The sequence below is a fragment of the Gordonia mangrovi genome (assembly GCF_024734075.1).
Lineage (GTDB): Bacteria > Actinomycetota > Actinomycetes > Mycobacteriales > Mycobacteriaceae > Gordonia > Gordonia mangrovi.
Genome location: NZ_CP102850.1, coordinates 2,618,192 through 2,642,575 on the forward strand (window position 1 = coordinate 2,618,192; position 24,384 = coordinate 2,642,575).

General features: G+C 67.4%; 25 protein-coding genes. 10 read left to right on the forward strand and 15 right to left on the reverse strand.

Features of this window, described 5'->3' with window-relative positions; genetic code table 11:
- Positions 1 to 45: 45 nt before the first annotated feature.
- From NWF22_RS11865 to NWF22_RS11875, 3 genes are all read right to left on the reverse strand, one after another.
- The gene (locus NWF22_RS11865; RefSeq protein ID WP_258321399.1) at positions 46 to 1,179 is read right to left on the reverse strand and encodes a polyprenyl synthetase family protein; all 1,134 of its coding nucleotides are present in this window, start codon (positions 1,177 to 1,179) and stop codon (positions 46 to 48) included.
- 51 nt (positions 1,180 to 1,230) lie between these two features.
- Entirely contained in the window at positions 1,231 to 2,505 is a 1,275-nt protein-coding gene (locus tag NWF22_RS11870) for a competence/damage-inducible protein A (RefSeq protein ID WP_160901886.1), read from the reverse strand.
- 61 nt (positions 2,506 to 2,566) lie between these two features.
- Positions 2,567 to 3,418: an LLM class flavin-dependent oxidoreductase gene (locus tag NWF22_RS11875; RefSeq protein ID WP_160901887.1), complete on the reverse strand. Its 852-nt coding sequence runs from the start codon at positions 3,416 to 3,418 to the stop codon at positions 2,567 to 2,569.
- A 193-nt stretch (positions 3,419 to 3,611) separates the two neighbouring features.
- On the opposite strand from NWF22_RS11875, the gene NWF22_RS11880 reads away from it, so the two are divergent.
- The gene (locus tag NWF22_RS11880) at positions 3,612 to 3,851 is read left to right on the forward strand and encodes a hypothetical protein (protein WP_160901888.1); all 240 of its coding nucleotides are present in this window, start codon (positions 3,612 to 3,614) and stop codon (positions 3,849 to 3,851) included.
- Positions 3,852 to 3,912: 61 nt separating this feature from the next.
- Here NWF22_RS11880 and NWF22_RS11885 read toward each other — a convergent pair whose 3' ends face one another.
- The gene (locus tag NWF22_RS11885; protein ID WP_160901889.1) at positions 3,913 to 4,341 is read right to left on the reverse strand and encodes a MarR family winged helix-turn-helix transcriptional regulator; all 429 of its coding nucleotides are present in this window, start codon (positions 4,339 to 4,341) and stop codon (positions 3,913 to 3,915) included.
- A 24-nt stretch (positions 4,342 to 4,365) separates the two neighbouring features.
- Between NWF22_RS11885 and NWF22_RS11890 the strand changes: the two genes are divergently transcribed.
- Positions 4,366 to 5,643 carry a multidrug effflux MFS transporter gene (locus NWF22_RS11890; RefSeq protein WP_160901890.1) on the forward strand — a complete coding sequence of 426 codons (1,278 nt, stop codon included), beginning with the start codon at positions 4,366 to 4,368 and terminating at the stop codon, positions 5,641 to 5,643.
- Here the strand turns inward: NWF22_RS11890 and NWF22_RS11895 are convergent.
- The 4 genes from NWF22_RS11895 to NWF22_RS11910 form a co-directional block, all read right to left on the reverse strand.
- Entirely contained in the window at positions 5,586 to 6,629 is a 1,044-nt protein-coding gene (locus NWF22_RS11895) for an NAD(P)-dependent alcohol dehydrogenase (protein ID WP_160901891.1), read from the reverse strand. The two genes, NWF22_RS11890 and NWF22_RS11895, sit on opposite strands and share 58 nt — an antisense overlap.
- 140 nt (positions 6,630 to 6,769) lie before the next feature.
- Entirely contained in the window at positions 6,770 to 7,189 is a 420-nt protein-coding gene (locus tag NWF22_RS11900; protein ID WP_160901892.1) for a globin domain-containing protein, read from the reverse strand.
- A gap of 39 nt (positions 7,190 to 7,228) precedes the next feature.
- Positions 7,229 to 8,134 carry a cutinase family protein gene (locus NWF22_RS11905; protein WP_160901893.1) on the reverse strand — a complete coding sequence of 302 codons (906 nt, stop codon included), beginning with the start codon at positions 8,132 to 8,134 and terminating at the stop codon, positions 7,229 to 7,231.
- A gap of 43 nt (positions 8,135 to 8,177) precedes the next feature.
- On the reverse strand, positions 8,178 to 9,401 hold the full coding sequence (locus tag NWF22_RS11910) for an oxygenase MpaB family protein (RefSeq protein ID WP_160901894.1): 1,224 nt from the start codon (positions 9,399 to 9,401) through the stop codon (positions 8,178 to 8,180).
- 191 nt (positions 9,402 to 9,592) lie between these two features.
- Here NWF22_RS11910 and NWF22_RS11915 point away from each other — a divergent pair, with 191 nt between their 5' ends.
- The 3 genes from NWF22_RS11915 to NWF22_RS11925 are packed head-to-tail and all read left to right on the forward strand — an operon-like array spanning position 9,593 to position 11,548.
- Entirely contained in the window at positions 9,593 to 10,285 is a 693-nt protein-coding gene (locus NWF22_RS11915) for a TetR/AcrR family transcriptional regulator (protein ID WP_258321400.1), read from the forward strand.
- A 24-nt stretch (positions 10,286 to 10,309) separates the two neighbouring features.
- Entirely contained in the window at positions 10,310 to 11,038 is a 729-nt protein-coding gene (locus tag NWF22_RS11920; RefSeq protein ID WP_160901895.1) for a neutral zinc metallopeptidase, read from the forward strand.
- A gap of 21 nt (positions 11,039 to 11,059) precedes the next feature.
- Positions 11,060 to 11,548 (forward strand): glutathione peroxidase, encoded by a 489-nt coding sequence (locus NWF22_RS11925; RefSeq protein WP_160901896.1) that lies wholly within the window; start codon positions 11,060 to 11,062, stop codon positions 11,546 to 11,548.
- Here the strand turns inward: NWF22_RS11925 and NWF22_RS11930 are convergent.
- The gene (locus NWF22_RS11930; RefSeq protein ID WP_160901897.1) at positions 11,545 to 12,210 is read right to left on the reverse strand and encodes a winged helix-turn-helix transcriptional regulator; all 666 of its coding nucleotides are present in this window, start codon (positions 12,208 to 12,210) and stop codon (positions 11,545 to 11,547) included. The two genes, NWF22_RS11925 and NWF22_RS11930, sit on opposite strands and share 4 nt — an antisense overlap.
- 85 nt (positions 12,211 to 12,295) lie before the next feature.
- Between NWF22_RS11930 and NWF22_RS11935 the strand changes: the two genes are divergently transcribed.
- On the forward strand, positions 12,296 to 13,117 hold the full coding sequence (locus tag NWF22_RS11935; protein WP_160901898.1) for a methyltransferase domain-containing protein: 822 nt from the start codon (positions 12,296 to 12,298) through the stop codon (positions 13,115 to 13,117).
- Here the strand turns inward: NWF22_RS11935 and NWF22_RS11940 are convergent.
- Both NWF22_RS11940 and NWF22_RS11945 read right to left on the reverse strand, forming a co-directional pair.
- Entirely contained in the window at positions 13,065 to 14,135 is a 1,071-nt protein-coding gene (locus tag NWF22_RS11940) for an acyl-CoA dehydrogenase family protein (protein WP_160901899.1), read from the reverse strand. The two genes, NWF22_RS11935 and NWF22_RS11940, sit on opposite strands and share 53 nt — an antisense overlap.
- Positions 14,135 to 15,286 carry an acyl-CoA dehydrogenase family protein gene (locus NWF22_RS11945; RefSeq protein ID WP_160901900.1) on the reverse strand — a complete coding sequence of 384 codons (1,152 nt, stop codon included), beginning with the start codon at positions 15,284 to 15,286 and terminating at the stop codon, positions 14,135 to 14,137. Before NWF22_RS11945 ends, NWF22_RS11940 begins: the two co-directional genes overlap by 1 nt.
- 105 nt (positions 15,287 to 15,391) lie before the next feature.
- Here NWF22_RS11945 and NWF22_RS11950 point away from each other — a divergent pair, with 105 nt between their 5' ends.
- Together NWF22_RS11950 and NWF22_RS11955 are read left to right on the forward strand one after the other, a co-directional pair.
- A complete protein-coding gene (locus tag NWF22_RS11950) occupies positions 15,392 to 16,579 on the forward strand; it encodes a DUF1214 domain-containing protein (protein ID WP_160901901.1) in 1,188 nt (395 codons plus the stop codon).
- Positions 16,579 to 17,808: a sulfotransferase family protein gene (locus NWF22_RS11955; protein ID WP_202398465.1), complete on the forward strand. Its 1,230-nt coding sequence runs from the start codon at positions 16,579 to 16,581 to the stop codon at positions 17,806 to 17,808. Before NWF22_RS11950 ends, NWF22_RS11955 begins: the two co-directional genes overlap by 1 nt.
- Positions 17,809 to 17,828: 20 nt before the next feature.
- Here the strand turns inward: NWF22_RS11955 and NWF22_RS11960 are convergent, their stop codons facing one another.
- Positions 17,829 to 18,716 carry an SDR family NAD(P)-dependent oxidoreductase gene (locus NWF22_RS11960; RefSeq protein WP_160901902.1) on the reverse strand — a complete coding sequence of 296 codons (888 nt, stop codon included), beginning with the start codon at positions 18,714 to 18,716 and terminating at the stop codon, positions 17,829 to 17,831.
- 72 nt (positions 18,717 to 18,788) lie between these two features.
- On the opposite strand from NWF22_RS11960, the gene NWF22_RS11965 reads away from it, so the two are divergent.
- Positions 18,789 to 20,039, forward strand: a complete 1,251-nt coding sequence (locus tag NWF22_RS11965) for an oxygenase MpaB family protein (RefSeq protein ID WP_160901903.1) — start codon at positions 18,789 to 18,791, stop codon at positions 20,037 to 20,039.
- 55 nt (positions 20,040 to 20,094) lie between these two features.
- Here the strand turns inward: NWF22_RS11965 and NWF22_RS11970 are convergent, their stop codons facing one another.
- Genes NWF22_RS11970 through NWF22_RS11980 form a run of 3 tightly spaced genes read right to left on the reverse strand, consistent with a single transcriptional unit; the run spans position 20,095 to position 23,222 of the window.
- Positions 20,095 to 20,973 carry a sugar phosphate isomerase/epimerase family protein gene (locus NWF22_RS11970; RefSeq protein ID WP_160901904.1) on the reverse strand — a complete coding sequence of 293 codons (879 nt, stop codon included), beginning with the start codon at positions 20,971 to 20,973 and terminating at the stop codon, positions 20,095 to 20,097.
- 28 nt (positions 20,974 to 21,001) lie between these two features.
- On the reverse strand, positions 21,002 to 22,000 hold the full coding sequence (locus NWF22_RS11975) for a sugar phosphate isomerase/epimerase family protein (RefSeq protein WP_160901905.1): 999 nt from the start codon (positions 21,998 to 22,000) through the stop codon (positions 21,002 to 21,004).
- 40 nt (positions 22,001 to 22,040) lie between these two features.
- The gene (locus NWF22_RS11980; RefSeq protein ID WP_160901906.1) at positions 22,041 to 23,222 is read right to left on the reverse strand and encodes a Gfo/Idh/MocA family protein; all 1,182 of its coding nucleotides are present in this window, start codon (positions 23,220 to 23,222) and stop codon (positions 22,041 to 22,043) included.
- A 177-nt stretch (positions 23,223 to 23,399) separates the two neighbouring features.
- On the opposite strand from NWF22_RS11980, the gene NWF22_RS11985 reads away from it, so the two are divergent.
- On the forward strand, positions 23,400 to 24,374 hold the full coding sequence (locus tag NWF22_RS11985) for a LacI family DNA-binding transcriptional regulator (RefSeq protein ID WP_202398551.1): 975 nt from the start codon (positions 23,400 to 23,402) through the stop codon (positions 24,372 to 24,374).
- Positions 24,375 to 24,384 lie beyond the last annotated feature (10 nt).

Consider the following 24,384-nt stretch of genomic DNA (forward strand, 5'->3'; position numbering starts at 1 on the left):
TCACCGTACCGGCCGCAGGTGCCGGCGGGCGGATATCCGTCCGACTCAGGATGCACGCCACACGCACCGGGCGACGAGACCGGCGAGTGCGCGCCGGGTGACGTCGTCGACCGCCAGCGCGGCGATGCGTGCGGTGGCGTCGGCAGCCAGCACCGCGATGCGATCCTCCACGCGCTGCACCGCGCCGCTGTCATGCAGCACGTCGCACACGGCCCGCGCGCCGTCCTCGGTCACCTCGGGGTTGCCCAGATGTTCGGCCAGAACACGTCGCTGGACGCGGCTCGAGTTCTCCTCCGCCCAGGCGATCGCCAGGGTGCGCTTGCCTTCTCGGATGTCGTCGATCGTCGGCTTGCCGGTGAGCGCCGGATCGCCGAGCACCCCGAGCAGGTCGTCCCGCAGTTGGAACGCCTCACCGGCGGCGATGCCGATCTGGTCGTAGGCGCTGAGCAGCTCGGCCGGCGCCCCGGCGAGGGCTCCACCGAGTCGCAGGGGATGCGAGACGGTGTACTTGGCGCTCTTGAACCGCAGAACGAGTTCCGCCTGCGCCGCGGAACTGGCCGGATGCGTCTGCCCGTCGATGTCGAGGAACTGTCCGGCGATCGTCTCGTCGCGCATGGCCGACCAGATCTGCCGCACCCGACGTCGGGTGGGCCGATCGAGGTCGGCGGTACCGTCGGCGAGCACATCGTCGGACCAGGTCAGGCACAGATCTCCGGCGAGGATTGCGACGGCCTCGCCGTAGGCGTCGGCGTCGCCGGCCCGGCGGTTGTGCCGGTGTTCGTCGGCGAAGTGTCGGTGCACCGTCGGCAGGCCACGGCGGTGGTCACTGTGGTCCATGACGTCGTCGTGGACGAGGGCGGCGAGATGGAACAGTTCGATGGCCGCGGCGACCTCCGGGGCACCCGCGGGCAAGTCGCCGCCGGAGGCGCCGCGGGCGCCCCAGAGACAGAACGATGCGCGCAGTCGTTTGCCGCGCGCACCGGCCCGGTCGAGCACGGCCGTCAACGGACCGAGATCGTGGTGGACGCCGGTGAGGATCGCGGCGTGAGTGGCCAGGTTCTCTCGCAGGACGGCGCTGACCAGGGAGATGTCACTGTCGGCGACGGCACGCGCTCGGCGATCCAGGTCGACAGTGGAAAGTGCTGTGTGCGGCATGGCGGCGGACTCGGTGGGGGTCACACCGGTTCTTCGGAGCCGACGCGGGATCGGATAGGTGGGTGGTCGAGGCGATCAGTCGGTCAGCACACCCACCAGTAGATGCATCGCGGCGACCGTCGACAGCATCCGCACGTTGGCGCGGTCGCCGGGGAGAAACCGCCGAACGGTGATGGTCGGGCAGCCGGCCACGGCCACACCGAAACACACCGTCCCCACCGGTTTGGCGTCCGAACCACCGCCCGGGCCGGCCACACCGGTGGTGGACACCGCAATATCGGCGCCGAGGCGGCGCACGGCACCGTCGGCCATCGCGGCCGCCACCTCTTCGCTCACCGCGCCGTGTTCGTCGATCAGCGCCGCCGGGACATCGAGCTGTCCGATCTTGGTCTCGTTGGCATAGGCGACCACACCGCCCACCAGGTAGGCCGACGACCCGGCCCGGTCGGTGAGCCGCGCTGCGACCATTCCGCCGGTGCAGGATTCGGCTGTCGCCACCGTCCGACCCGCCAAGGCCGCAACGAGTTGGTCGTCGATGGTCGAGCCGTCGGTGGAGAAGATGTGTTTTCGGTGATGGTCGGTCACCGACGCCGCCAGCGCGGTGTAGGTGGCCGCGGCGTGGTCGGGGAACCGGGTCACCATCTCGAGCTCACCGTGGCGCAGGCAGGTGGTGATCTCCAGGTCGTCGAAACCAGACATCGTCTGCTCGGCCGTCCGCAGCGTCTCCGCGAGGTCGGCCTCCGACAATCCGTAGGCCCGGATGATCTCCTGCCGGTGCTGCACGCGCCCGGCGACTGCAGCGGCGATCGGCGCCGCTGTGAGTGCGTTCGGCCACATCGCCCGCAGTTCTCGAGGTGGCCCGGGCAGGACGACGATCGCCGGCAGCGGCCCGGCCGCGGGTACGGCGACGCCGGGCGCGGTACCGGTGGGCGGGATCGGTGCGGCGCCGTCGGGGACCATCGCCTGTTTGCGGATGCCCGCGCGCAGCGGTGCGGTATCCGCATCGGCGTTGCGGAGCTTCATCCAGCGGTCGATGATGTCGGCGATGTGCGCCTCGAGGTCAGCGTCGAGATGCAGCGGGCGTCGGCAGAAATCGGCGACGGCGGCGACAGTGAGATCGTCGGCGGTGGGTCCGAGTCCGCCGGTGGTGACGATGAGGTCCACCCCGTCGTCGGCGAGGAACCGCAGCTGTCCGATGAGGTCCGCGGGACGGTCCCCGCAGATGGTGATGTGGGCGACGTCCACCCCGAGATCCAGGAGTCGGCCGGCCACCCACGGCCCGTTCTGGTCGGTGACCCGACCGGTCAGCACCTCGGTGCCGGTGACCACGATGCCTGCGCGCACACTCACCCGACCGAGTCTATCGACGGTGCGGTCGACGGTGACCAACTCGTGGGTGTCCCGGTGCGGATCAGTGCAATCCGCGGGCGGCCAGCGCGTCGAGCACGGCCTCCGGTGCGCGATACGGATCTTCGGAGCGCGGCCAGTGCACTATGACGTCGGTGAAGCCGAGGTCGGTGGCCCGACCGACCATGTCGTCGAACAGATGCAGGCTCTCGAGTGCGTTGCGCGGTGAAGCGTCGAGGCTGAGGTAGCGACGGACGTCGCGCGAGTGGTCGGCCAAGGTCGCCTCGAGTACCTCGCACGTGCGGCGGATGCCGCCGAACCACTCGTCGAGCGACGTCGACGGACCGCCGGTGGTGATCCAGCCGTCGCCGTGGCGGGCGGCGAAGCGGACGTTGCGCGGACCGTTGGCGGCGACCAGCAGCGGCACCCGATCGCGGACGGAGCCACCGACGAGCCGCATGTCCTGTGCGCGGTAGAACTCGCCGTCGCGGGTCACATGATCGTCGCGCAGGGTGGCGTCGAGCATGAGGGTGAACTCCTGAAACCGGGCGACACGTTGCCTGATGGTGTACTGCGGGAGTCCGAGCAGCGTGTCGTCGGGAGTACCACCCACCCCGAGTCCGAGGAGGAAACGACCTCCGGAGATGTCCACGAGGGTCTGCACCTCACGTGAAAATGCCACGGGGTGGCGGAAATTGGGGGAGACCACGAACGCTCCCAGCCCGATGTGCTCGGTCACGCCGGCCGCGGCCGTCAGCGTCGGGATGCACGAGAACCACTGCGACTGTGGCAACCCGCCCCACACCAGGTGGTCGTAGGTCCATGCGTGATCGAAACCCATCTCCTCGGCCCGCTGCCACTGTTGCCGCGTCTGTGACCAGGGTCGATCGGGCAGGATGCAGATTCCGTAGCGCATATGTCGACGGTACTCAGCGGCAGCATCGTGGCCAGGGGCAAATGCTCGAGCCCCGGCCGTGGCTGTCGCACTTTGAGACAGCCACGCTCACCGAGCTGGTCCACTCTGGGGCAATACCCCGATACGACCACGTAGTGAGCTCGGAGAACGAGGACTCCGACCGCGGAAGGCCACCGTCATGAAAGCCGATGACATGAGAACTGATGAGACCAGCGTCGACCGCACGACCAGCGGGACCGCCCGGCCCCGGGTGTGGCTGGTGGCCGCGGTCTGCGGCAGCGCCGAGCCGGCGGATCGTCCAGCGGTTCGCGATGATCTGATGCGGATGTGGCGTCCCGGGCACGATGATCTCTATCGGACCGTCGACGGTCGGCGCTGCGCGACCTGGGCCGAACTGCGTGAACGCTTTGATCTCGTGGAAGTGGCCTCCTGAATAGGTCTGCGGTGCAGGTGTTTCCATCCCGGTAGGAATAGCGCCGAAGCGCCGGGCCGGATCAGCTCTGCCTTCTGAGTCCCTCGTCGACGCGGGTCAGTGTCGCGAGGGTCTCGTCGATACCGGACAGGTCGCCGCCGAGCGCTTCGGTCAGAACACGGGTCCACTCGGCGTAGAGGTGGCTGATGTTGCGGCGCGCCCGCACCGTCGTGGACAGCAGAACCAGCCGGGCGTCCTGCGGGTCTCGAGAGCGTTCGATCAGTCCCTTGGCCTCCAGGCTCCTCAATGTGGTGCTGACGTTGCTCTTCTGCAGGCTGGTGGCAGCGGCAGTGGCGCTCGGTGACGTGCCGGGGTGGTCGTCGATCCAGTGCAGCACTGCGGCTTCGGTACCAGTGAGTGGCTCGATGCCGAACCGGTGTGGCTCGACACTGCGGGCGATCCGCAGGATCACATCGGCGAGGGCGCCCAGCGGCGGCGATTGTGAAGACATAACAATTATGATTACATAACCAACATGTCAACCGAGCTCACACACGCCGAGGCTGATTCGGCGCACGCTGCGGCCGGGCCGCGCCCGGTCGGCGGCGCACTCCTACTCGTCCTCGCGTTGCTGTCGGCCGTGGCGCCGTTCGCGACCGACATGTACCTCCCGGCATTTCCGCAGATGACCGAAGAATTGTCGGTGTCGGCCACCGCAGTGCAACTCTCGTTGACCGCGTTTCTCGTGGGGGTGACCATCGGGCAACTCGTCTTCGGTCCGATTTCCGATCGGTGGGGCCGACGGAGTCCGCTCCTGGCCGGTGCGGTCCTGTGTGTCGTGGCGAGTGCGATCGTGGTGTGGGCGCCGAACATAACCGTGTTGGTGGTCGCCCGGTTCGCCCAAGGTCTGGGCGGGGCCGCCGGGATGGTAATCGGTCGCGCGATAATCTCCGATCTGGCGCGGGGAAAAGACGCGGCTCGCGCGTTCAGCCTGATGATGATCGTCGTCGGTGTGGCCCCCGTGGTCGCACCGCTGGTCGGTGGGTTCCTGGTGGGCCCGATCGGGTGGCGGGGGATTCTCGCAGTGGTATTGGCACTCGCCGTCGCCATGATGGTCTCGACCGTCGCCGTGATCCGGGAGACCTTGCCGCCCGAGCGTCGAGCGGCGATCAGTTCGGAGCGGCGCGGGTCGTCGTCTCCGCTGGCTGCGCTGAGGTCCCGGGCCTTCCTCGGGTATGCGGTGGCGTTCGCGTTCGCGTTCGCAGTGATGATGGCCTACATCTCGGCGTCGCCGTTCCTCTACCAGGAGATGATCGGCCTCGGCGCTGCCGGATACGGGTTGGCTTTCGGCGCCAACGCATTGGCACTCATGGTGACGAGTGCGGTGGCCGCCCGGCTCACCCGAACCCGCTCTGTTCGTTCGCTCGTCGGCGCCGGTGTCTCCGCAATCCTGGTCTTCACCGGCGTCCTCGGGATGCTGGTCATCCTCGATGTGGGCGCCGGATGGCTCGCGCTGCCGATCTTCGGTGCCGTGGGTAGCTGTGGCTTGGTGTTCGGGAACGCCACGGCCCTGGCGCTGCAGGCGGTTCCAGAAGCTGCGGGCAGCGCCTCGGCGATTCTGGGTGCTGCGCAGTTCGCGCTGGCCGCAGTGGTGTCACCACTGGTGAGCATCCGCGGCGAGAACACTGCGGGCCCGCTCGCGGTCGTGATGTTGATGTCCGCAGTGATCGCGGTGCTCGCGTTCCTGTTCGCGGCTCAGTCCGGGACCACCACCGCACGTCCTCGCAGATCGTTCGCGGCAAGCTTGCGGTAGGCCTCGAGACCATCGTCGAGCGAGAAGGTCTCCACCGCCACGTCGAGGACACCGTCACGGGCGAGGTCGAGCACCTCGATCAGCTCGCTGCGGGTGCCCCAGTACGGCGCGCGTGCCGAGACCTCGAACGGCTGGGCGAAGATGCCGATCTTCGCGGTGGCCGCACCGTCGCCGAGGCCGACGACGACGACGTCACCCATGGTGCCCACCACTCCCAACGCGGTGTCGATGGTGGGCTGGTAGCCGACGAAGTCGAACACTGCTGTGGCGCCCTCATTTCCGACGATCTTGCGGACGCCTGCAACCGCATCCTCGTTACTCAGGACCGTCTCGTGGGCACCGACCTCGGATGCGAAGGCCAACTTCTCCTCGGTCACGTCGAGGGCGATGATGCGCGACGGGGTGAGGTGGCGCAGCATCTGGATCGCGACGTGACCCAGCCCGCCGGCGCCGATCACCACCGCGGTGCTGCCGCCCACCAGCTTGGGCAGCGACGGCTTGATGGCGTGATACGGCGTCAGGCCGGCGTCGGTCAGCGGGACGGTTCGGACCGGATCGAGGTCGCCGATCGGTACCAGGTGGCGCGGATCGTCGACGAGCAGGTAGTCGGCCATTGCGCCGTCGACGCCGAGGCCCGGCGGGGTGATCTGCAGTTCGGCGGCGCGGCTGCAGTAGTTCTCCAGCCCGCCGGAGCAGAAGTGGCATACCCCGCATCCCCACGGCCCGTAGACGGCCACCGGGGTTCCCTCCGCGATGCTGGTCACACCGCTGCCGGTTTCCGCGACCACTCCGACGCCCTCGTGGCCGAGCGTCATGGGCAGGGGGTAGGGAAAGCCCTCGGCGGGCATGTTCAGCACGAAGTCGTCGGAGTGGCAGGCGCCCGCCGCGGTCACCTTCAGTAGCACCTGGCCGGGTCCGGGTGAGGGCTTGTCCACCTCCCGCAGTTCGGGTTCGCTGCCCGGCTTGACGATCTGGATGGCCTTCATGCGCTCACAACCCTTCAGCTCGTGTCCCTTTCCTCCTCCGGTCTACTCCCCTCGGGCGCAACACGCATGTGAACCGCGACGACCATCGCGCGACCTACAGGGGGAACTGACACTCACACGGGTGATGACCGGCGTGAATGTCAGTTCCCCGAGTGGCTATCGCCCCCGGGGTAGCCAGCGAGCATCAGCGATGCCACGGCAGTGAGGGCTTCGGTCCACGCTGCGGTCATGTCGCGGGTCCATGCGTCGCCGCCGATCTCGGCCATCGCCGCGATCATGCATTCGCCGACCGCCTCGTACATCGGTGCGGTGACGCCCATCTCGGCGTGTCGTTTGCCGAGGGACCCGAGGTTGGTGGTCAACCACTCGGCGTCGTCGAGATTGTCGATCACCGACACGATGGCGGTGCGCAGCATTTCCGCCTGAATCTTGGTGTCACGCTGAAACATCGGTTCGACAGCCGGATATCTCTCGAACAGTATCTGGTAGAAGCGCACGGTGAGGCCGTCGTCGGGTAGGTCCACCGAGGCGAGGCTGTGCTCGAGTAGCTGTCTGTCCATCAGGCGTCCTTCCGATCCGGGGTCAGGGATATGCGGTGGTCAGCGGTGCGAGGTGGCCAATGCCGCGAGGCGGTTGTACGCCCAGTCCACGGCGCTGACCCCGGGCGCTACCTGGAAGGCGGCATAGTTGGTGTGCACGCCGGACTGTAGAAACCGATTGAAGACGATGATCTGTTGGCGTGCACGCTGATCGCTCACCTCGCGGCCGACTGCGCCGATCCCGCCCTTGGCCAGTAGTTCACCCAGGATCGCGTTCGCTTCCGCGTGGTACTGGCCCATCTGGCTCGGCGTGGGATCGCTGGTCTCCGCGAGATATCCGACGATCCGCGTCACGTAGTAGTCGCGAGGCGTGTTGCAGTAGAGGTCTCTGGGCGCGCAGATGGTGTGGGTCACTGCGCTGAGCCACCCCATGCCCGTCAGACGCGGCCCTCCGCTGCCCTGGCCCGCCAGTCGGGGGCCGACCAGATTGTCCTTGTGTGACCGGCGAGGATCGGAGATGAGTACCACCGCGGCAACCTGATCTGGTCTGATCGCGGCGCGACCGGTGCCGATCTCGGCGGCCACGTCCCCGGCGGCATCGGCGCCCTGGCTGTAACCGGTGATCGCCAGCTTGGTGGCGGGACACCGGTGCAGCATGGTGAGCGCCAAGCCGGTGGTGTTCGCCACCGCCTGTGCCTTCGAGCGTCCGTAGATGGCCCCCTCCCACGGGAAGGCGGTCGCGTCGTAACCGACGAAGTGCACCAACGTGCGGGGCCCGAGGCCATCGGTGACGTCTCGGAGAATGCCGGGGTCGCTGGCATTGGCCCACGTCCCCGGAATCGCCAGGACATACAGATCAGGACAGTTGGTTCGATGTGACGGCCCGGGCGCCGCCGCCGCGGTGGCCGGCATGACGAGCCCGGCCACCACGACGGCGAGCACCACGAACCATCCGCGCACCGTCATCGTGCTTCCCCCGACAGTTGTTCGTGTGCAGCGGCTTCCGGCGTCAGCTGTAGCGCGGGTTGTTGCCCACCGGGATGGTGATGTTGATCGGCATGCGCAGTTCCGACATGTAGAACAGGACGAACTGGCGCAGGAACTCGTCGAAGAGCCAGTACGCTTCCTTCGGCATGCCGACCTGGAGCAGTCCCTCGCGGACCAGAACGTAGGGGCCCCAAGCGGTCTCGAGCAAGGGGCTCCACACCGGCTCACGCGGGATCTCGAGCCAGTCGGCGATCTTGTCGCCGAGCATGAATCGCGTGAGCGCACCCAGGACGCCCCGCGACAGCAGGCTGAGGTCGAGGTTCATGCCGAGATCGAGCAGGATGTCGGCGAGCTTCTTGCCCTCCGGGGTGGGGGCGAGGATCGGGTCGAGCACCTGGCGGGCCTGCGCGTCGGCCTGGTTCCAGGAGTTGGGGATGTACTGATCCTGAACACCGAGCATGTGGGCGGTGATCTGCCACGAGTGCAGGAAGCCGGCCGACTCGTCGGCGGCGATCGGCACATTCCATCGATTGAGCATGCGCATAACGGTGGTGGGCAGGCTGTGCCAGGTGACCATGATGTCGGCCTGACTGATCGGGATCTTTTCCTGTGCGGAGTGGTTCCACCACGGCGACTGCGGCAACAGGGTCCGCACGGATGCGTGGGCCAGCCGTGTCTTGAGGCAGGTGACGATCATCTCGCCGTCGGGCCGGTAGGCGTTGAGCGAGCCGATGTCGTAGCCGAGTTTCGCGGTCTTGGTGATGCGGTCCTTCATGTCCGCACCGCCCTGCGAGTAGTACACCGCCCGCGCCTCCCGCGGGATGACGGTGCTCATCATGCCGCTGGCGAATCCGTACAGGACGCCCAGGTAGGTGCCGCGCTTCTGGTTGAACCGGACCGCGGTCTCCAGTTTGCCACGGTCGGTCCACGACGGCAGCTGGCGTGCGTGCTCCATGAAGTCGCGCAGTTCGTTGGGCAGGCCGGCGGGCAGCGGCTGACCGTTCTTGGTCCAGCCTCGCAGCAGTTCGTTGACCCGCTGCACCTGGCCACGCTCGAGGAGCTTGGCCACCACCGGGTCGGCCTCGTCGTCCCAGACTCCCTGGGGGTTGGCGCCGCTGCCCCGGCCGGGCACCGAACCCGCCGGTGACCACGTCCACGGTGTCGCCTGACCGACGGTGGCCAGCGCGCCCACCGCGCCCACCGTGCCACCGGCCTTCAGCATGTTTCGCCTGCTCAGATTCTCCATGATTCTTGACTCCCGTCTATCGCCACCCGACTCGATGACGCGATGAAACAATCCCTGTAACTCTGTTACATAGGATTAGCACAGTGTGACTACACTCACAAGACGGTGTGGCTACGGTCGTAGCCACACATGCTTACGGCGGCTGTGGGGGGCTCGCGGTATGCTTCGCGCACGACCGGCGAGGAGTACAAGTGAAACCAGGCCATGCCGTCGCGGCGCCGGATATCCGGGCGCCTGAGCAGTCCCCGTCATTGCTGCAGCGCGCCTACGTGGCGGTGATCGGCGGCGATTTCGATGAGCCCGACGACCCGACCCGGACCCGGCTGCTCGATGCCGCGTTCGACCAATTCTGCCGAATGGGTATCCAGCGATCGTCGATGGACGAGGTCGCCCGACGTGCCGGGCTGTCCCGGGTGACGATCTACCGGAAGTTCGACACCAAGGACGCGCTGGTGGAACAGGTCATCCTGCGCGAGTTCCGTCGGTACTTCGTGCGGTTCCTGGCCGATATCGGTGAGGCGGACACCGCAGAAGAACGAGTGGTGTTCGGATTCGTCAGTTCGCTGCGGTCAATCCTCGACAACCCGCTCATCGGCGGCCTCATCGAGACGGAGCCGACATTGCTCGCCGGGTCGATCGGCGCCGACGACGGGCGGATGCTGGCCGCAGTCCGGCAGTTCCTCTCCCAACAGCTGCGCAGGGATCAACTGGCCGGCAACATCGCCGCCGACCTCGACACCGAGCTGACCGCCGAGATGATGGTCCGATTCTCGAACTCGTTCCTGACCGTGCCCAGCCAGCTCGTCGATGTGCACGATGACGATCAGCTCGCCGCGATCGCCCGCCAGTACCTGGTGCCGATGCTGAACCCGCCGAAGTCGTGAGTTCGTCAGGACGGCCGTGACGGAGTGACCGGGCGCAACCTCGTGGCGATGGTCGTCGTCGTGCTATGCCTGACCGGGAGCGTCGGCGTTGCGCGTGCGTCGGCGGAGCCGGCCCCCTGGGGGACGGCGACGGTGCGCGGTGACATCTCGGCGTGTGCGGACGCGGCGACACCGATGGACAACGTCGTCTGCGCTGTCGCGCTGACGCGTCGGTGGCTCGAGCACACCGGGCACGCCTCGGTGGTGCGCCGGACGGTGGAGGTGAGCAACCCGGCCGCGGGCCTCACGTGGAATCCCCGAAATCGAGACATCTGTGTCTACGCCGAACTCGGGACGCTGCTCAATGTCGGTCTGCACCACTGCGACACGACCACCTTCTTCAACCGGAACACCGATGCCGCGCTGATCCGGACACGGGCGCGCGCGGTCGCCGCTTTCGCCCACGAATCGAGCCACGGTGTGCAGGAGGCGGTCGGTCTGACGCCGGTGTCCACCACCATCTTCGGTCCCGTCGAAGATCTGCGACGACTCGAGTTGGCCAGTGATTGCTGGTCGGGAGCGGCATGGTCGTGGTACGTGTCGAGCGGATTGCTGACGGTGGCCGACCGCATCGAAGCCACCGCGTTCATGTACTCGCTGCGCGACCAAGCGTCGCACGGTACCGGGGTTCAGCGCGGTCGCGCCTTCGAACGTGGCATTGTCGAGGGCGGTGCCGCGTGCGACGAGATTCTCGGCCGACCGGCCTACACCTGACCGGCACGAACAGGGGGGACCATGACCACCACCGACGTCACAGCCTACGACTTCACCGCCGACGACCTCGACGGCAATCCGGTATCTCTGTCGACCTATGCGGGATTGCCGTTGCTGATCGTCAACACCGCATCCAAATGTGGCTTCACCCCGCAGTATGAGGGACTCGAGGCACTCAACCGGGAGTACGGCGGGCACGGGCTGCGCGTGCTCGGGTTCCCATGCGATCAGTTCGCGCATCAGGAGCCGGGCGATGCCGACGAGATCAAGAACTTCTGCTCGCTGACCTACGACGTCACCTTCCCGATGTTCGCCAAGATCGACGTCAACGGCTCCGACGCGCATCCGCTCTACGACTGGTTGCGGTCGCAGAAACGCGGTCTGCTCGGCGGCCGAATCCAGTGGAACTTCACCAAGTTCCTGATCGATCGGAACGGCAACGTGGTGGACCGATTCGCCCCGACCACCAGACCGGAGAAGTTGTCCGGCGCGATCGGCGCAGTCCTCTAACGCATCTGCGGCTCGCGGGTATTCCACGTCGGCAGCGCACGAGCGAGAGCGCGATCGCCGTGAATCGCGATGCGGCCGGATCGGATTGCGCTGCGCCACGACAACGCGCCGCGGTGCCAGTCGATGAATGCGGCGGATTCGGCCCGGACGTACACAGCCGGGTCACCGCCCGGATCGGAGTAACAGACCTCCGCGTCCCCCTGATCGATCAACAGCCAGAAGTTGCGGTTACCGCGCGGCTGATCGGGGAAGACGAATGCGATCACCACGCGCCGGGTGGGCAACGCCGAGCGGTCGAGTTGAACCTGACACCACGACCAGAGGGCGAATCCGGGATCGGTGTGCTGGGGCCCGAGGTCCGCCCATCGTTCGCCCCAGTCCGCCAATGCGCTCACCACCGCCGACAGGTCCTGTCCGGCCTCGGTGAGGTGATACAGGTGGCCGCGTCCGTGGGCTTTGGGCGTCACCGAGATCAGTCCGGCGCGTTCCATCTCATCGAGTCGGGTGACCAGCATCGACCGCGACATCTGTGGCACGCCGTGCGCGATCGCGCTGAAGGTCTCGGCGCCGAACATGAGGTTTCGGACGAGCAGTGGGGTCCACCGCTCCGCCAGGAGCTCCGATGCGCGAGCGATCGGGCAGTACTGACCATAGGTACGCACGATCCCATTCTCGTGCCGCCGCCCGGACCTGTCGAGTTCGTTTTCAGGACTTCCGCAAGGGTCCGGTGCCGGCGATGCTGAAGACATGGGCGACATGACAACGAGGCACACAGCGGCAGCCGGACAGGTGACGGACACGGCGGCGCGGTTGTACGAGAGGTTCTTCGTACCCGCACTGTTCGGTCAGTGGCCGAACCGGCTGCTCGATCTCGGCGGGGCCGGGAGTGGCGACGATGTTCTGGACATCGCCTGCGGCACAGGTGTTGTGGCACGAACTGCACGATCTCGGGTCGGAGCGACCGGTTCCGTCGCGGGGCTCGATCCGAACGCGGGCATGCTGGATGTCGCCCGCGGCCTGGCCCCGGAGATCACCTGGATCCCCGGACGTGCCGAGGCGTTGCCGATGGCCGCCGGCAGCTACGACCGGGTGTTCTGCCAATTCGGTCTGATGTTCTTCGCCGACCGTGCCGCCGCCGTTGCGGAGATGGCCCGGGTGCTGCGCCCCGGCGGCCGGGTATGCATCGCGACCTGGGCGCAATTGGCCGAAACCCCCGGCTATACGGCGATGGTCGAGTTGCTCGACGAGATGTTCGGAGCCCAGTATGCCGACGCACTGGCCGCGCCGTTCTGCATCGGGACGTCCGCCGAGCTGACGGACATCGTGCGCACGGCCTTCGACGACGTCGAGGTCCACCGGCTCGCCGGCGTGGCGCGTTTCCCGTCGATCGACGCCTGGGTCACCACCGATGTCCGAGCCTGGACGCTCGACGAGATGCTCGATGACGCTCAATTCGACGACCTCCGGCAGCAGGCCTCGCAGCGGTTGGCCGGCTTCTGCGACAGGTCCGGCGCCGTCAGCTTTCCTGCGCCCGCGCTGGTGGCGACAGCGGGGCGGTCCCCGAGATGAGGGGCCACAAACCGTCGACACCCGCCTCGATCGCGGCGTCGGTGACGACGTGTTCCCAGTCGTGCACCGAACCGAACTCCGACCGCCATGCCAGCGCCGGCAAGGTGAACCCGTGTAGCTGATGCTCCTGGGTGGTGCCGATGGCGCCGAGCACCTGATGGGCGTTGCGCACCACCACCGACGCCGCCCTGCCCACACACGAACGGGCCACCGCCACCAGGAATGTCAGGTCGGGTGCCGTCCAGTCGGACTGCACCGCGGCGCCGAGTGCGGCCTCGGTGGCCGCCCGAGCCAGCGCGGCTTCCGCGGCGATGTCGGCGACCAGGTTGGTCACGGCCTGGAACCGTGCCAACGGACGGCCGAACTGTTCCCGGTCGGCGGCGTGGGCGACGGACACGGCGAGAGCGCCGTCGAGCGCGCCACACACCTGCACGGCGCGCGCCAGGGCGCCGCGGAGGCGAAACCGGGTGAGCACACCGTCATCGACGGCCACGCCGGTCAGGAGGGTCGTGTCGATGACGACGATGTCGCGCGGTTCATCGGCGACATTGCGGCCTGGTGTGATCGTCAGATCCGCGACGTCGATATCGGTGACCCGCCACCCGAACTCGCCACGCCACGCGACGACGATCCGTTCGGCGGCCTGCGCCCACCCGACGTCGCGGGCGGTGCCCGTCTCGTCGAGCACACACGCCGACCTCCGCGAGTCGTCGGCCGGCAGACCTGCGGTCTCCAGCAACCACCCGGCCAGCAGGTCGTGTTCGACAACCGGGGTCGGCACTCGGTGGGACGCCGCGGCGCGCAGCAGTTCGGCCGCCGCCGGCCAGTCGGCGCCACTGCCGCCGGACGTCTCACTGCCCGTCAGCCGCGCCAGCCCGAGATCGCACAGCTGTCGCCACAATGCGGCATCCGCGTCGCCGGTGGAGCCATCCACGCTGTCGTCGAGTCGTTTCCGATGCGCGGCGAACACATCCGACATCAGCTCGGCCAATTCGGTATCCACCGTGAGGCCGGGCATCAGCGCAACCCCAGACCGCGCGCGATCACCCCGCGCAACACCTCGTTCGTGCCGCCGCGCAACGTGAATCCGGGTCGTTGCACCACCGCGGTGTCGACCATCCGGCGATGCTCGGCCAGCGCCGGATTCGTATCGTCGGTGAGCGTGTCGGCGAAGTCGGCGATGTCGCCCTCGGTGGTGGTACCGAGGACCTTGACCACGGCGGCGGCGGTGTCGGCAGGTTCCTGCCGCGTCAGTGCGCCGGCCACGGCGGTGGACATCTGATGCAGTCCGGCGATGCGGGCCACGAAACGGCCGAGGTCGGGGTGGTGAGGCAGCGATCCCCGACCCATCTGGTCGGCGGTCTCGGCCAGCAGCGGGAACGTGGACAGCAGCCGCTCTGGGCCGCTGCGTTCGAACGAGAGCTCGGAGGTCACCTGCGCCCATCCCGCACCGACGGTCCCGAAGACCATGTCGTCGGGCACGAACACGTTGTCGAGGACGACCTCGTTGGAGTGGTGGCGACCGTCCATCGACCGGATCGGAGAGACGCGCAGGCCGTCGGAGCGCAGGTCCACGATGAACTGGGTGAGCCCCCGGTGCCGGTGCGCCGCGTCGAGCGGCTCCGAGCGGGTGAGGCAGATGAACGCCTCGGCCCGGTGCGCGCCCGACGTCCACACCTTGGTACCGGTGATCGACCAGCCGCCGTCGACGCGGGTGGCTCGAGTGCGCACGCTCGCCAGGTCGGACCCGGACTCGGGTTCGCTCATACCGATCGCGAACGAGCAGGTGCCGTCGGAGATGCGTGGGAGGTAGCGGTGCTTCTGGGCTTCGGTGCCGTACTTCAGCAGCGATGGCACCACCTGCCGGTCGGCGATCCAGTGGGCGGCAACCGGTGCACCCGCCGCGAGCAGCTCCTCGGTCACCACGAAGCGCTCGAGGAAACCGACTCCGCGCCCGCCGTATTCAACCGGAACGGTCATACCCAGCCAGCCCCGCGCGGCGAGCGCCCGGGTGAACTCCTCATCCCAGCCGGTCAGCCAGGTATCGACCTCGCGTCCGATACGACCGGCGCGTCGCTGTTCGTCGATGAACGCACGGACCTCGAGGCGCAGGGCGTGGAACTCGGCGGGATCGTCGACGATCGGCGGGACGAGTCGGAGAGCGGGCATGACCTGCACCATAGCCCGACAGAGTGTGCGGGTGATCAGAGATCGCGGGACAGACGGCGCCATCGGCGACATCATGGAGGCACCGGCACGGGCGAGAGGTGGACGATGAACGGTCGGACGATCGCGACGGCTGCGTTGGCACAGTTCAAGAAGGTGCGCGTGGCCTACCTGCGGCTGCGCGGCCAGACGCCGGACACCGTCGCCGAGCAGCGGGTCGTCGACGGGACGTCGTGGGACGAATTCTGCGACACCCTCAAATCGGCGGGCGCCGCGATCGTGTTCCCCGGGACGCCGACCGACCCACTCACCCAAGCCGAGGGCTATCGCTACCTCAGCAGACTGACGCGCGCAGGCCTGGAGGCGTTCGTCGAATATGCCGACCCGCGTGCGCCGGTGCTGCGCCGAATGATCCACGAGACGGCCAAGATGGGTTCGGACAATCCCGACAACCATTACCTGAACGCCACCGTCGACGGCACCCTCGACTACCGCATCACGGGTACCCGCGGGACCGTCGACTACCTCGGATTCGGCACCCAGGAGGGCAATTACGGTGAAGGCGGGCAGATGCCCACCACCGGCTACGTGGAGGCCGCCGACCTCGAGATCGGTCCGGACGGCAGGTTCGAACTGATCGTGAGCGCCACCGCACACGACGGCAACTGGCTGCCGATGACCCCGGCGACCGGGCTGCTCATCGTCCGCCAGACCTTCGCCGACCGCACGGCCGAGGTGCCGGCCGATCTGACCATCGAACTCCTGGCGGGCTCGGCGCCACCGGAACCACTCACCCCGGCACAACTCGACGCCGGACTCGGGAAGGCCAGCCTACTCGTGGCCGGTGCGTCGATGCTGTTCGCGAAGTGGGCCCGCGACTTCGCCCAGCACACCAACGAACTGCCGATGTTCGACCCCGAACGGTCCACCAAGGCCGGTGGCGACCCGAACATCATCTACTACCACAGCTATTGGCGACTGGGCCCCGATGAGGCCCTCATCATCGAGAGCGAGATCCCGGAGTGTGACGGCTGGAACTTCCAGCTGGACAACCATTGGCTCGAATCACTCGACTATCGCTACCACACCATCCACGTCAACAAGCACACCGCAAAGTACCGGGAGGACGGCAGTGTGCGGATCGTGGTGGCGCATCGAGATCCCGTTCTGCCCAACTGGATCGACACCACCGGCCACGACTGCGGGGCGATGACATTCCGGTGGATACGCGCCGCCACGCACCCCCAGCCGCGAACCCGAGTGGTGTCCACTGCCGAACTGGCGCAGCTGGATTGATGGTGGCCGGCACGTTCACGCCATTTCGGCGACGCCCGGTGCGGGCGATCAATGCCGTCGGCGAGAGGCTCGACGCCCGTGGGCTGTCGGTGGTGGATCTGTCGGCGGACACCCTCCGGCGGCGCGCGGCGAAGGCCACCGGGCTGCCCTGGACCTGTGAGCCGCAGGCCGACGAAGCCCTCGACGTGTTGTGCGCGTCGATCATCGAGGAGGCGAAGTTGAGCCTGTTCGGGTCGCTGGTGATTCGGGCACGTATGCACGGCATCCTGTGTACGCGGCTGCGGGTCGCCGAGCTGATCCGGACGCACCCGGAGATCGCCGACACACCGATCGAACCCCCGATCGTCATCGCCGGTCTGCAGCGCAGCGGAACCACCATGCTGCACCGGCTGATCGCCGCTGATCCGGAGGTGCGCGCCGTCGGATCGTGGGAGGTGATCCATCCGTTGCCGCGCAAGCACGAGAAGCCGGGCGCACCCACGATCCGGGTTGCGCAGACGACGATGGCCGAATGGACGCTGCGATATCTGAACCCGCAGTTCTTCGCCATCCACGCGGTGGAGGCCGACGGTCCGGAAGAAGATGTGCTGCTGCAGGAGTATTCGTTGCTCTCGCAGGTGCCCGAGGCGATGCTCGACGTCCCCGCCTACGCGACCTGGCTGCGCCGCCAGGACATGCACGCATCCTATGCGTACCTCAGGCTCCTGCTGCAGATCCTGCACCTGCAGAACCCGCGGGCACGCTGGGTGCTGAAGACGCCGGCGCATCTGGAGCACCTCGACGTCCTGTTCGACGTCTTCCCGGACGCCCTGATCGTGCAGACACATCGCGGCCCGGTCCGCACCACGGCGTCGTTTTCCAGCATGCTGGCACACGGGCACTCGATGTTCAGCGATCACGTCGATGCCCACGCCGTGGCCCGGCACTGGCTGGAGTTGAACGGCTCCATGGTCGACCGGGCGCTCGACGTCCGGGCGCGCCATCCCGACCGCTTCGTGGACGTCCGCTATGACGATCTCGTCGACGATCCACTCGCTGTGGTCGAGAAGATATATGCAGCAGCTGGATTCGATCTCACCGGGCTGGTTCGCGAGGAGATGGAGCGCCATCGCGCCGGACACGCACAGCATGCGCATGGCGTGCACACCTACGATCTCGCGGACTTCGGCCTCACCGTGACCGAGGTGGAATCGGTGTACGCCCGTTACCGCGCGGCCTTCGACCTGTGATGGCGGGCGTCACGAAGACATCACGACGGGTCATCAACGGCGAATGGCCACGCGGTGCCGGTCAACTCCTCGGCCTTGGCCCACAGCCGAACTGCGGTCTCGAAATCGCATGCGGCCGCTGACCGGCCGAACAGGACCGGCTCGCCGCGCAACGCCCAGATGCCGTCGACGCCGACATAGCTGCCCGTCGCGATGGGTTCGGTGAGGCAGTACAGGGTGGTCTGCGCGCCCGCATCGACATCGTTGGCGAATCGCGCTGCCGCGCCCTGCACCACCTTGTGTGCGAGACCCAGATGGGGTTTGTTGGAGATGTTCGAGGCAACCCAGCCCGGCGTGGTGAGCATCGCACTCACCGGTGACCCCACAGCCCGCAACCGCCGGTCGAGTTCGAGTCCCCACAACATCACCGCGAGTTTCGAGCGGGCGTAGGCACGCGGTGGCGACCAGCGTGTGTGGGCCAGGTCGAGATCGTCGAGATCGAGAGACTTCGCGCCCCGATGCGCGTCGGAGGCCACCGACACGATCTGTCGTTCGATACGCGGCAGAAGCAGATTCGTCAGCGCGAACGGCCCGAGGAAGTTGGTGCCGATGCCGAGTTCGAAACCGTCGGCCGTGTGCCGGTGCTGGTGCGGAAACACCCCGGCGTTGTTGATCAGGTAGTCGACGGGGCCGTTGAGCCCATCGGCGAAGGCGCGCACCGAGGCCAGGTCGGCGAGGTCCAGCCGAACGACCTCACAGTCGCCGCCGAACTCGCGGGCGCGCCGGGTGCCGAGGTCGACGTCGCGGACCGCCAGCACCACACGCAACCCCGCATGCGCCAGGGCGCGAGCCGTCGCCATCCCGAGTCCGTTGGTGGCACCGGTGACGATGGCCCGCCGCCCGGCAAGTGTCGACAGTCGATCCTGCATGTCCACGACAGTAGGGGAGATGCCTCCGCACGCCCCATTGCCACCGGTGAGACGAATAGATAAAATCGTCTCATGTCGACGACGACCGAGGTACCGGCAGCTGCGCTCATGCCCAGGCCACCACGACGCTTCCGCGCCGCCGACAAGCGAGGCCGCCGGATGGGCAAACTGCTGCGGCTGTACTGGCGGCTGTCCGAGCCGACCGAGGCGGAGCTCGCAGTGCTCGGTCGCCGCCTGATGACGCGGGATGAACCAGCAGCAGCGTTGGTGCGTGCGATGCGTCTGCCCGCCGACGACCCGCAGCGGGTGACGATGGCGCAGTTCCACCGCGCACTCGACTCGGGTGTCGACGACGACAGCCCCGATGCGTTGCGTGACTTCTTCGAGCTCGTCGAGGACACTCCGCCCTGGGTGGACCACGACCTGTGTGAACGTGGCGCCGCGGTGTTCCGGCGGTTCGGGCAGAACGCCAACGATGTGCTCCTGCAGCTGTCGCTGATCGGTGGATATCGCTTCGGCGGCCCGGTCGACCTGCTCGCCGAGACGGGCGGGCTGTCGGGCACCACCACGATGCGTCGGCTCGGGGAGACGCAGACATGGGCGGTCGCCGTCGGCCGTCCCGGCGGCATGGATCGTGACGGCGAGGGGTGGCGGCTGACCGTTCACGTCCGGTTGATGCATGCGCTCGTCAACGAGGCGTTCGAACGCAACGGGCGCTGGGACAGCGCCGAGTGGGGCCTGCCGATCAACCAGACCGACCTCGCCTCGACACTCAATCTGTTCAGTGGTGCGCTCATGATGGGTGTGCGCGCGTTGGGGGTGCCGATATCGAGAGCGGACTCACGGGCGCTGATGCACCTGTGGAAATACGTGGGTTGGCTCATCGGCGTGGACGAGGACTGGCTGTTCGACGACGAACGTGATCAACATCAGCTCAGCTACGCGATCCTGTTGTCCCAGAGCGACGTGACCCATGCGGGTGCCCAACTCGCCGGTGCCCTGGTCGACGTGCAGGGCGACCTGCACTACCGGTTCGCGCACCCGGTCGCGGCCCGCTATACCCGCGAACGTCTGCTGAGCATGCTCGAGGGTTTTCTCGGCACTCGCGGGATGCGTGATCTCCACCTGCCGCATCGTCTTCCGTGGGCATTCGGCACCGCCTGGCTCCGCAACACCGTCAGCTATCGGCTCATCGGTCCGACGCCGCTCGGCGCGCGTTACCTCGAATGGCGCGGTCGGGTGGCGCGCGACCGCGCGATGTTCCGGCATTTCGGGACCGACGGCGCCGAGATCGGCGCGCTGCCGGTCGGCAAGCACGGGTGAAGGAACCAATCCGCAGGCTCGCTCACCGCTACTCAACCCCGGCGGCTGTCGTAGCTCAGCCGGCGCGGTACTTGTCCAGATAGGCCAGCATCGTCTCGCGCTGGTAGCGCGACACCTCGGCGGCATTCTCGTTCTCCGCGAACACCGATGAGACCATCACGGTGTCGGCGCGATCGAAGAAGCCGAGCCGGCCCAATCCGCCGAAGAACTCGTCCCAGTCCACATCACCGTCGCCGATCTTGAGGTGCTGATGGACGCGGACCGGGTTGCCGGGCGGGTTGGTGATGTACCGAAGTCCATGCGAGCGATGATGATCCATCGAATCGGCGACATGGACCAGCCGCAACTTGTCGCCGGCGGCATCCATGATCTCGGACATGTTGCCGCCCATGTGAAACGTGTGGCAGGCGACGTAGACCATGCCGAGGTTCGGCGAGTTCACCCCGCGGATGATCCGGACCGCCTCGAGTCCGTCCTCGACGAAATCGTCGGGGTGCGGATCGATCCGGACGTCGAGTCCCTCTCGCTCGATGATCGGGATGAGTTCCTCCATGGAGCGGAAGAACGCCCGTTCGGATTCCTCGGCACGTTCGGGTCGCCCGGAGAATTCGGTGTTGATGACGTTCACGCCGAGGTCCACGGTGATCTGGATGACCCGTTTCCAGTTGCGCACCGCCGCCTCGCGTGCGTCCTCGTCGGGCCCCGACCAGCGCAACACCGGCAGCACCGACGCGATCCCGACACCGGCATCGGCGCAGGCCGTGCGGAACCTCTTGACAAGATCGTCGTCGGCGCGTGGGTGATTGAAGAACGGGATGAAATCGCGGTGGGGGGTCAGCTGGAGATACTCGTAGCCGAGGTCGGCAACGAGTGCCGGGAAGTCCAGCAGGTCATGGCTGTGGTGGAACGGGGTCGGGTCGAGTGCGAGCTTCATCAGCAGGCTTCCTTCGGTGACGCGGTCGTCAACTGACCGGGCTGGAGTTGGCGGACTTCAGGCTCTCGGCGGCCACCTGCAGGCCCTCGAGCGCATCGAACTCGACATCCTCGTGTTCGATGTTCACCCACATGTCGGGGTCGACCTTCTCCAGTGCCTGCAGGAAGCGTGTCCAGAAGTCGATGTCGTGGCCGCGGCCGACCGCGACGAAATCCCAAGCGGAGTCCTCGGGCCACTTGTTGACCACATGCCGTCCTCCCAGCCCGGTCGGGTTGTCCGACAGTGGGATACGGGTGAACCGATCGTCGAGTACACCGTAGATCGCACAGTTCTCGTTGATCCGGGTGTCCTTGGCGGCGGCGTGGAACACCAGCGGGCCGAGCCACTCGATGGCGGCAACGGGGTCGATGCCCTGCCAGAACAGGTGCGACGGGTCCATCTCCGCCCCGACGTTGGTGGCGCCGACCTTGTCGACGAGCCGCTTGAGCGTGGGCGGATTGAACACCAGATTCTGCGGGTGCATCTCGATGGCGACCTTCACGCCGTGCTCGCGGGCCAGCGCGTCGATCTCTTTCCAGAACGGCACCGCGACCTCGTCCCACTGGTAGTCCAGGGAATCGAGATAGCCCGAGTCCCAGGTGTTGACGTGCCATGCCGGCCACTGCCCACCCGGATGGGCCTGGGGCAGACCGGACATGGTGACGACCCGGTCGACGCCGAGCAATCCGGCGACGCGGATGGCCTTGCGCAGGTCCTCGGCGTCCTCGGGACCCACCTCGGGGTCGGGGTGCAGCGGGTTGCCGTTGCAGTTCAGTCCCGCGATCGACACGCCGGTGCCGTCGAAGGTGGCCAGATACTCCTGGGGTGTGACCGCACCGGAGAGCAGGTCGTCAACCGGCAGATGCGGGGTCGGCAGGAAGCCACCGGCGTTGATCTCCGCGCCGGTCAGGCCGAGGGAGCCGATGATCTCGAGTGCCTCGCGCAGTGGCTTGTGGTGCAGGATTGCGGTGTAGACGCCGAGCTTCATTGTTCATGGACCTTTCGTAAAGCGTGTGGTGCGAGGGTTTTCAGGAGACCTTTACGGTGGCGCCGCCACCGAGGGCTGATTCGGTGATCGAAGCGACGGTGCGCATGCTGTGCACGCCGGTGGCGAAGTCGGGGACCGGGGCGAGACCGCCGTCGATGCCGGCGACCTGGTCGAGGAAGGCGCGTGCTTGATAGGCGAAGAACTCCGCCTTGCCGTGTCCGACGCCGCCGGCATCCATCGGCAGACCGCCACGGATGTAGGGGTGATCAGGGCCGATGATCACGCGGCGCGGACCGGACAGCTCGGGGCGGTCGCCGACCACGGAGATCTCGTACTCGCTCGCCCGGAACAGCTGCCACGACGCCGAGCCCTGTGAGCCGAAGAGTTCGAAACCGAGACCGTCTGGCAGCGCGTGGGCGACGCGGGAAGCGGAGAACGTGCCCACGGCGCCGTTGGCGAAGGTAGCGGTGAAGGTGGCGACGTCCTCGTTCTCCACCGGCGCCATCTCGCCGGTGACGGCGGCCTTGGTGTGGCCATAGGTGGTGCCGACCGGGACCGGACGCTCGGTGATGAGCGTGTGGAAGGTCGCGCCGCTGACCTCGGTGATCGGTCCGCACACGAACTCCGACAGGTCGATGAGGTGGCTGCCGACGTCGGCGAGGGCTCCGGTGCCGGGGCCGCCGCGATGGCGCCAGGTGATCGGCGAGGTGGGTTCGAGGCCGTAGTCGCACCAGTAGTGGCCGTTGAGGTGGACGAGCTCGCCGACGGTGCCGGCAGCCAGTTCACGACGGATCTGCTCGACCGCGGGCGAGCGACGGTAGGTGTACCCGACCGCGGCCAGGCTGTCGGCGCGCTCGGCCGCGAGCAGCATCGCCTCGGCATCGGCAGCCGAGCCGGCGAGGGGCTTTTCGCACAGGACGTGTTTGCCGGCGGCCAGCAGGCCCTCGACCATCTCGCGGTGCAAGTGATTGGCGACGACGACGCTGACCACGTCGATGTCCGATGCCGCGGCGATGGCCTTCCAGTCAAATTCGGCGCGCTCGTAACCGTAGCGCTTGGCGGTGTCGTCGGCGACAGCCCGGTTGGCGTCGGCGATGGCGACCAACCGCACATCGGGTCGTTCGGTACCGAACAGGGTGCTCGCCATCCGATATCCCGCGGCGTGGGCGCGACCCGCCATACCGCCACCGATGACGGCGACGCCGATCGTTCTGTCAGTCACTGGCCAGCTCCTTCTTGCTGATCCCGGTGTGCCGGGTGGTCGAAGTCTCAACTTGTCCGGTCTACTAAACCGGTCTAGTTCCGCTACTATGAGCCCAATCACAGGGGTATGTCAACCCCCGTAGTGAGCCGATCGGATGGGAGTGCAGAGGTGGCCAACGGGTCGAACAGGCCGACGATGCAGGACGTCGCGGACCGTGTCGGGGTCTCCAAGGCGACGGTGTCGCTGGTCTTCCGGAAGGCGCCGGGGGTGGGTGACAAGACGCGCGAGGATGTGCTGGCCGCGGCCGAGGCGCTCGGCTACCGGATGAACCGCGCGGCCGCGTTGATGACCGCCCGTCGATCGCATCTGCTCGGGGTGGTGGTGCAGATTCGCAACAGTTTTCACGCCGAGATCGTCGAGAGCATCGTCTCGGCAGCTGATCTGGTCGGGTACGAGACCGTACTGGGGGCGGTCACCCCGACTCACGATGAGAGTCGGGTCATCGAGACCTTGATCGACTTCCGTTGTGAAGGAATGCTTCTCATCGGCCCAGAGCTGGATGCGAAGGACATCGTCGAGTTGGGTGAGCGACTGCCCACCGTGGTGGTCGGGCGTCGGATGAGCTCACCGTTGGTCGACGTCGTGCGCGCCAACGACGCTCGCGGTATCGGGACGGTGGTCGACCACCTGGTCGATCTGGGCCATCGGCGGATCGTGCACGTGGCGGCCGGGCCTGGCGTGATCGCAAGCGACCGGCGCGCCGGGTTCCTGCGGGCCATGCAGCGCCATCAACTCGACGCCCACGACGCCGTCATCGACGCCGGCGGCTATACCGAGGAGGCCGGTATGGCGGCGGCGCGCCGGCTACTCGGTTCTGAAATGCCGACCGGGATCGTCTGCGCCAATGACCGATTGGCGGTGGGGATACTCGACATGGTGCGCCGCGCCGGGCTCGATGTACCCGGAGACGTGTCCATCACCGGCTATGACGACAGTGCCCTGGCGCGGCTGGCCAATGTCGATCTCACCTCGGTCAGCCAGCAGCCGACCGAGCAGGCCGACCGGGCGGTCGCCGCCGTCGTCGACCGCCTCGACACTCGTCGCAACGAGCGGACGTCAACGGTGCTCGTGCCCCGACTGGTCGTACGATCCTCCACCGGGCCGGCGTGACCGCCGGTAC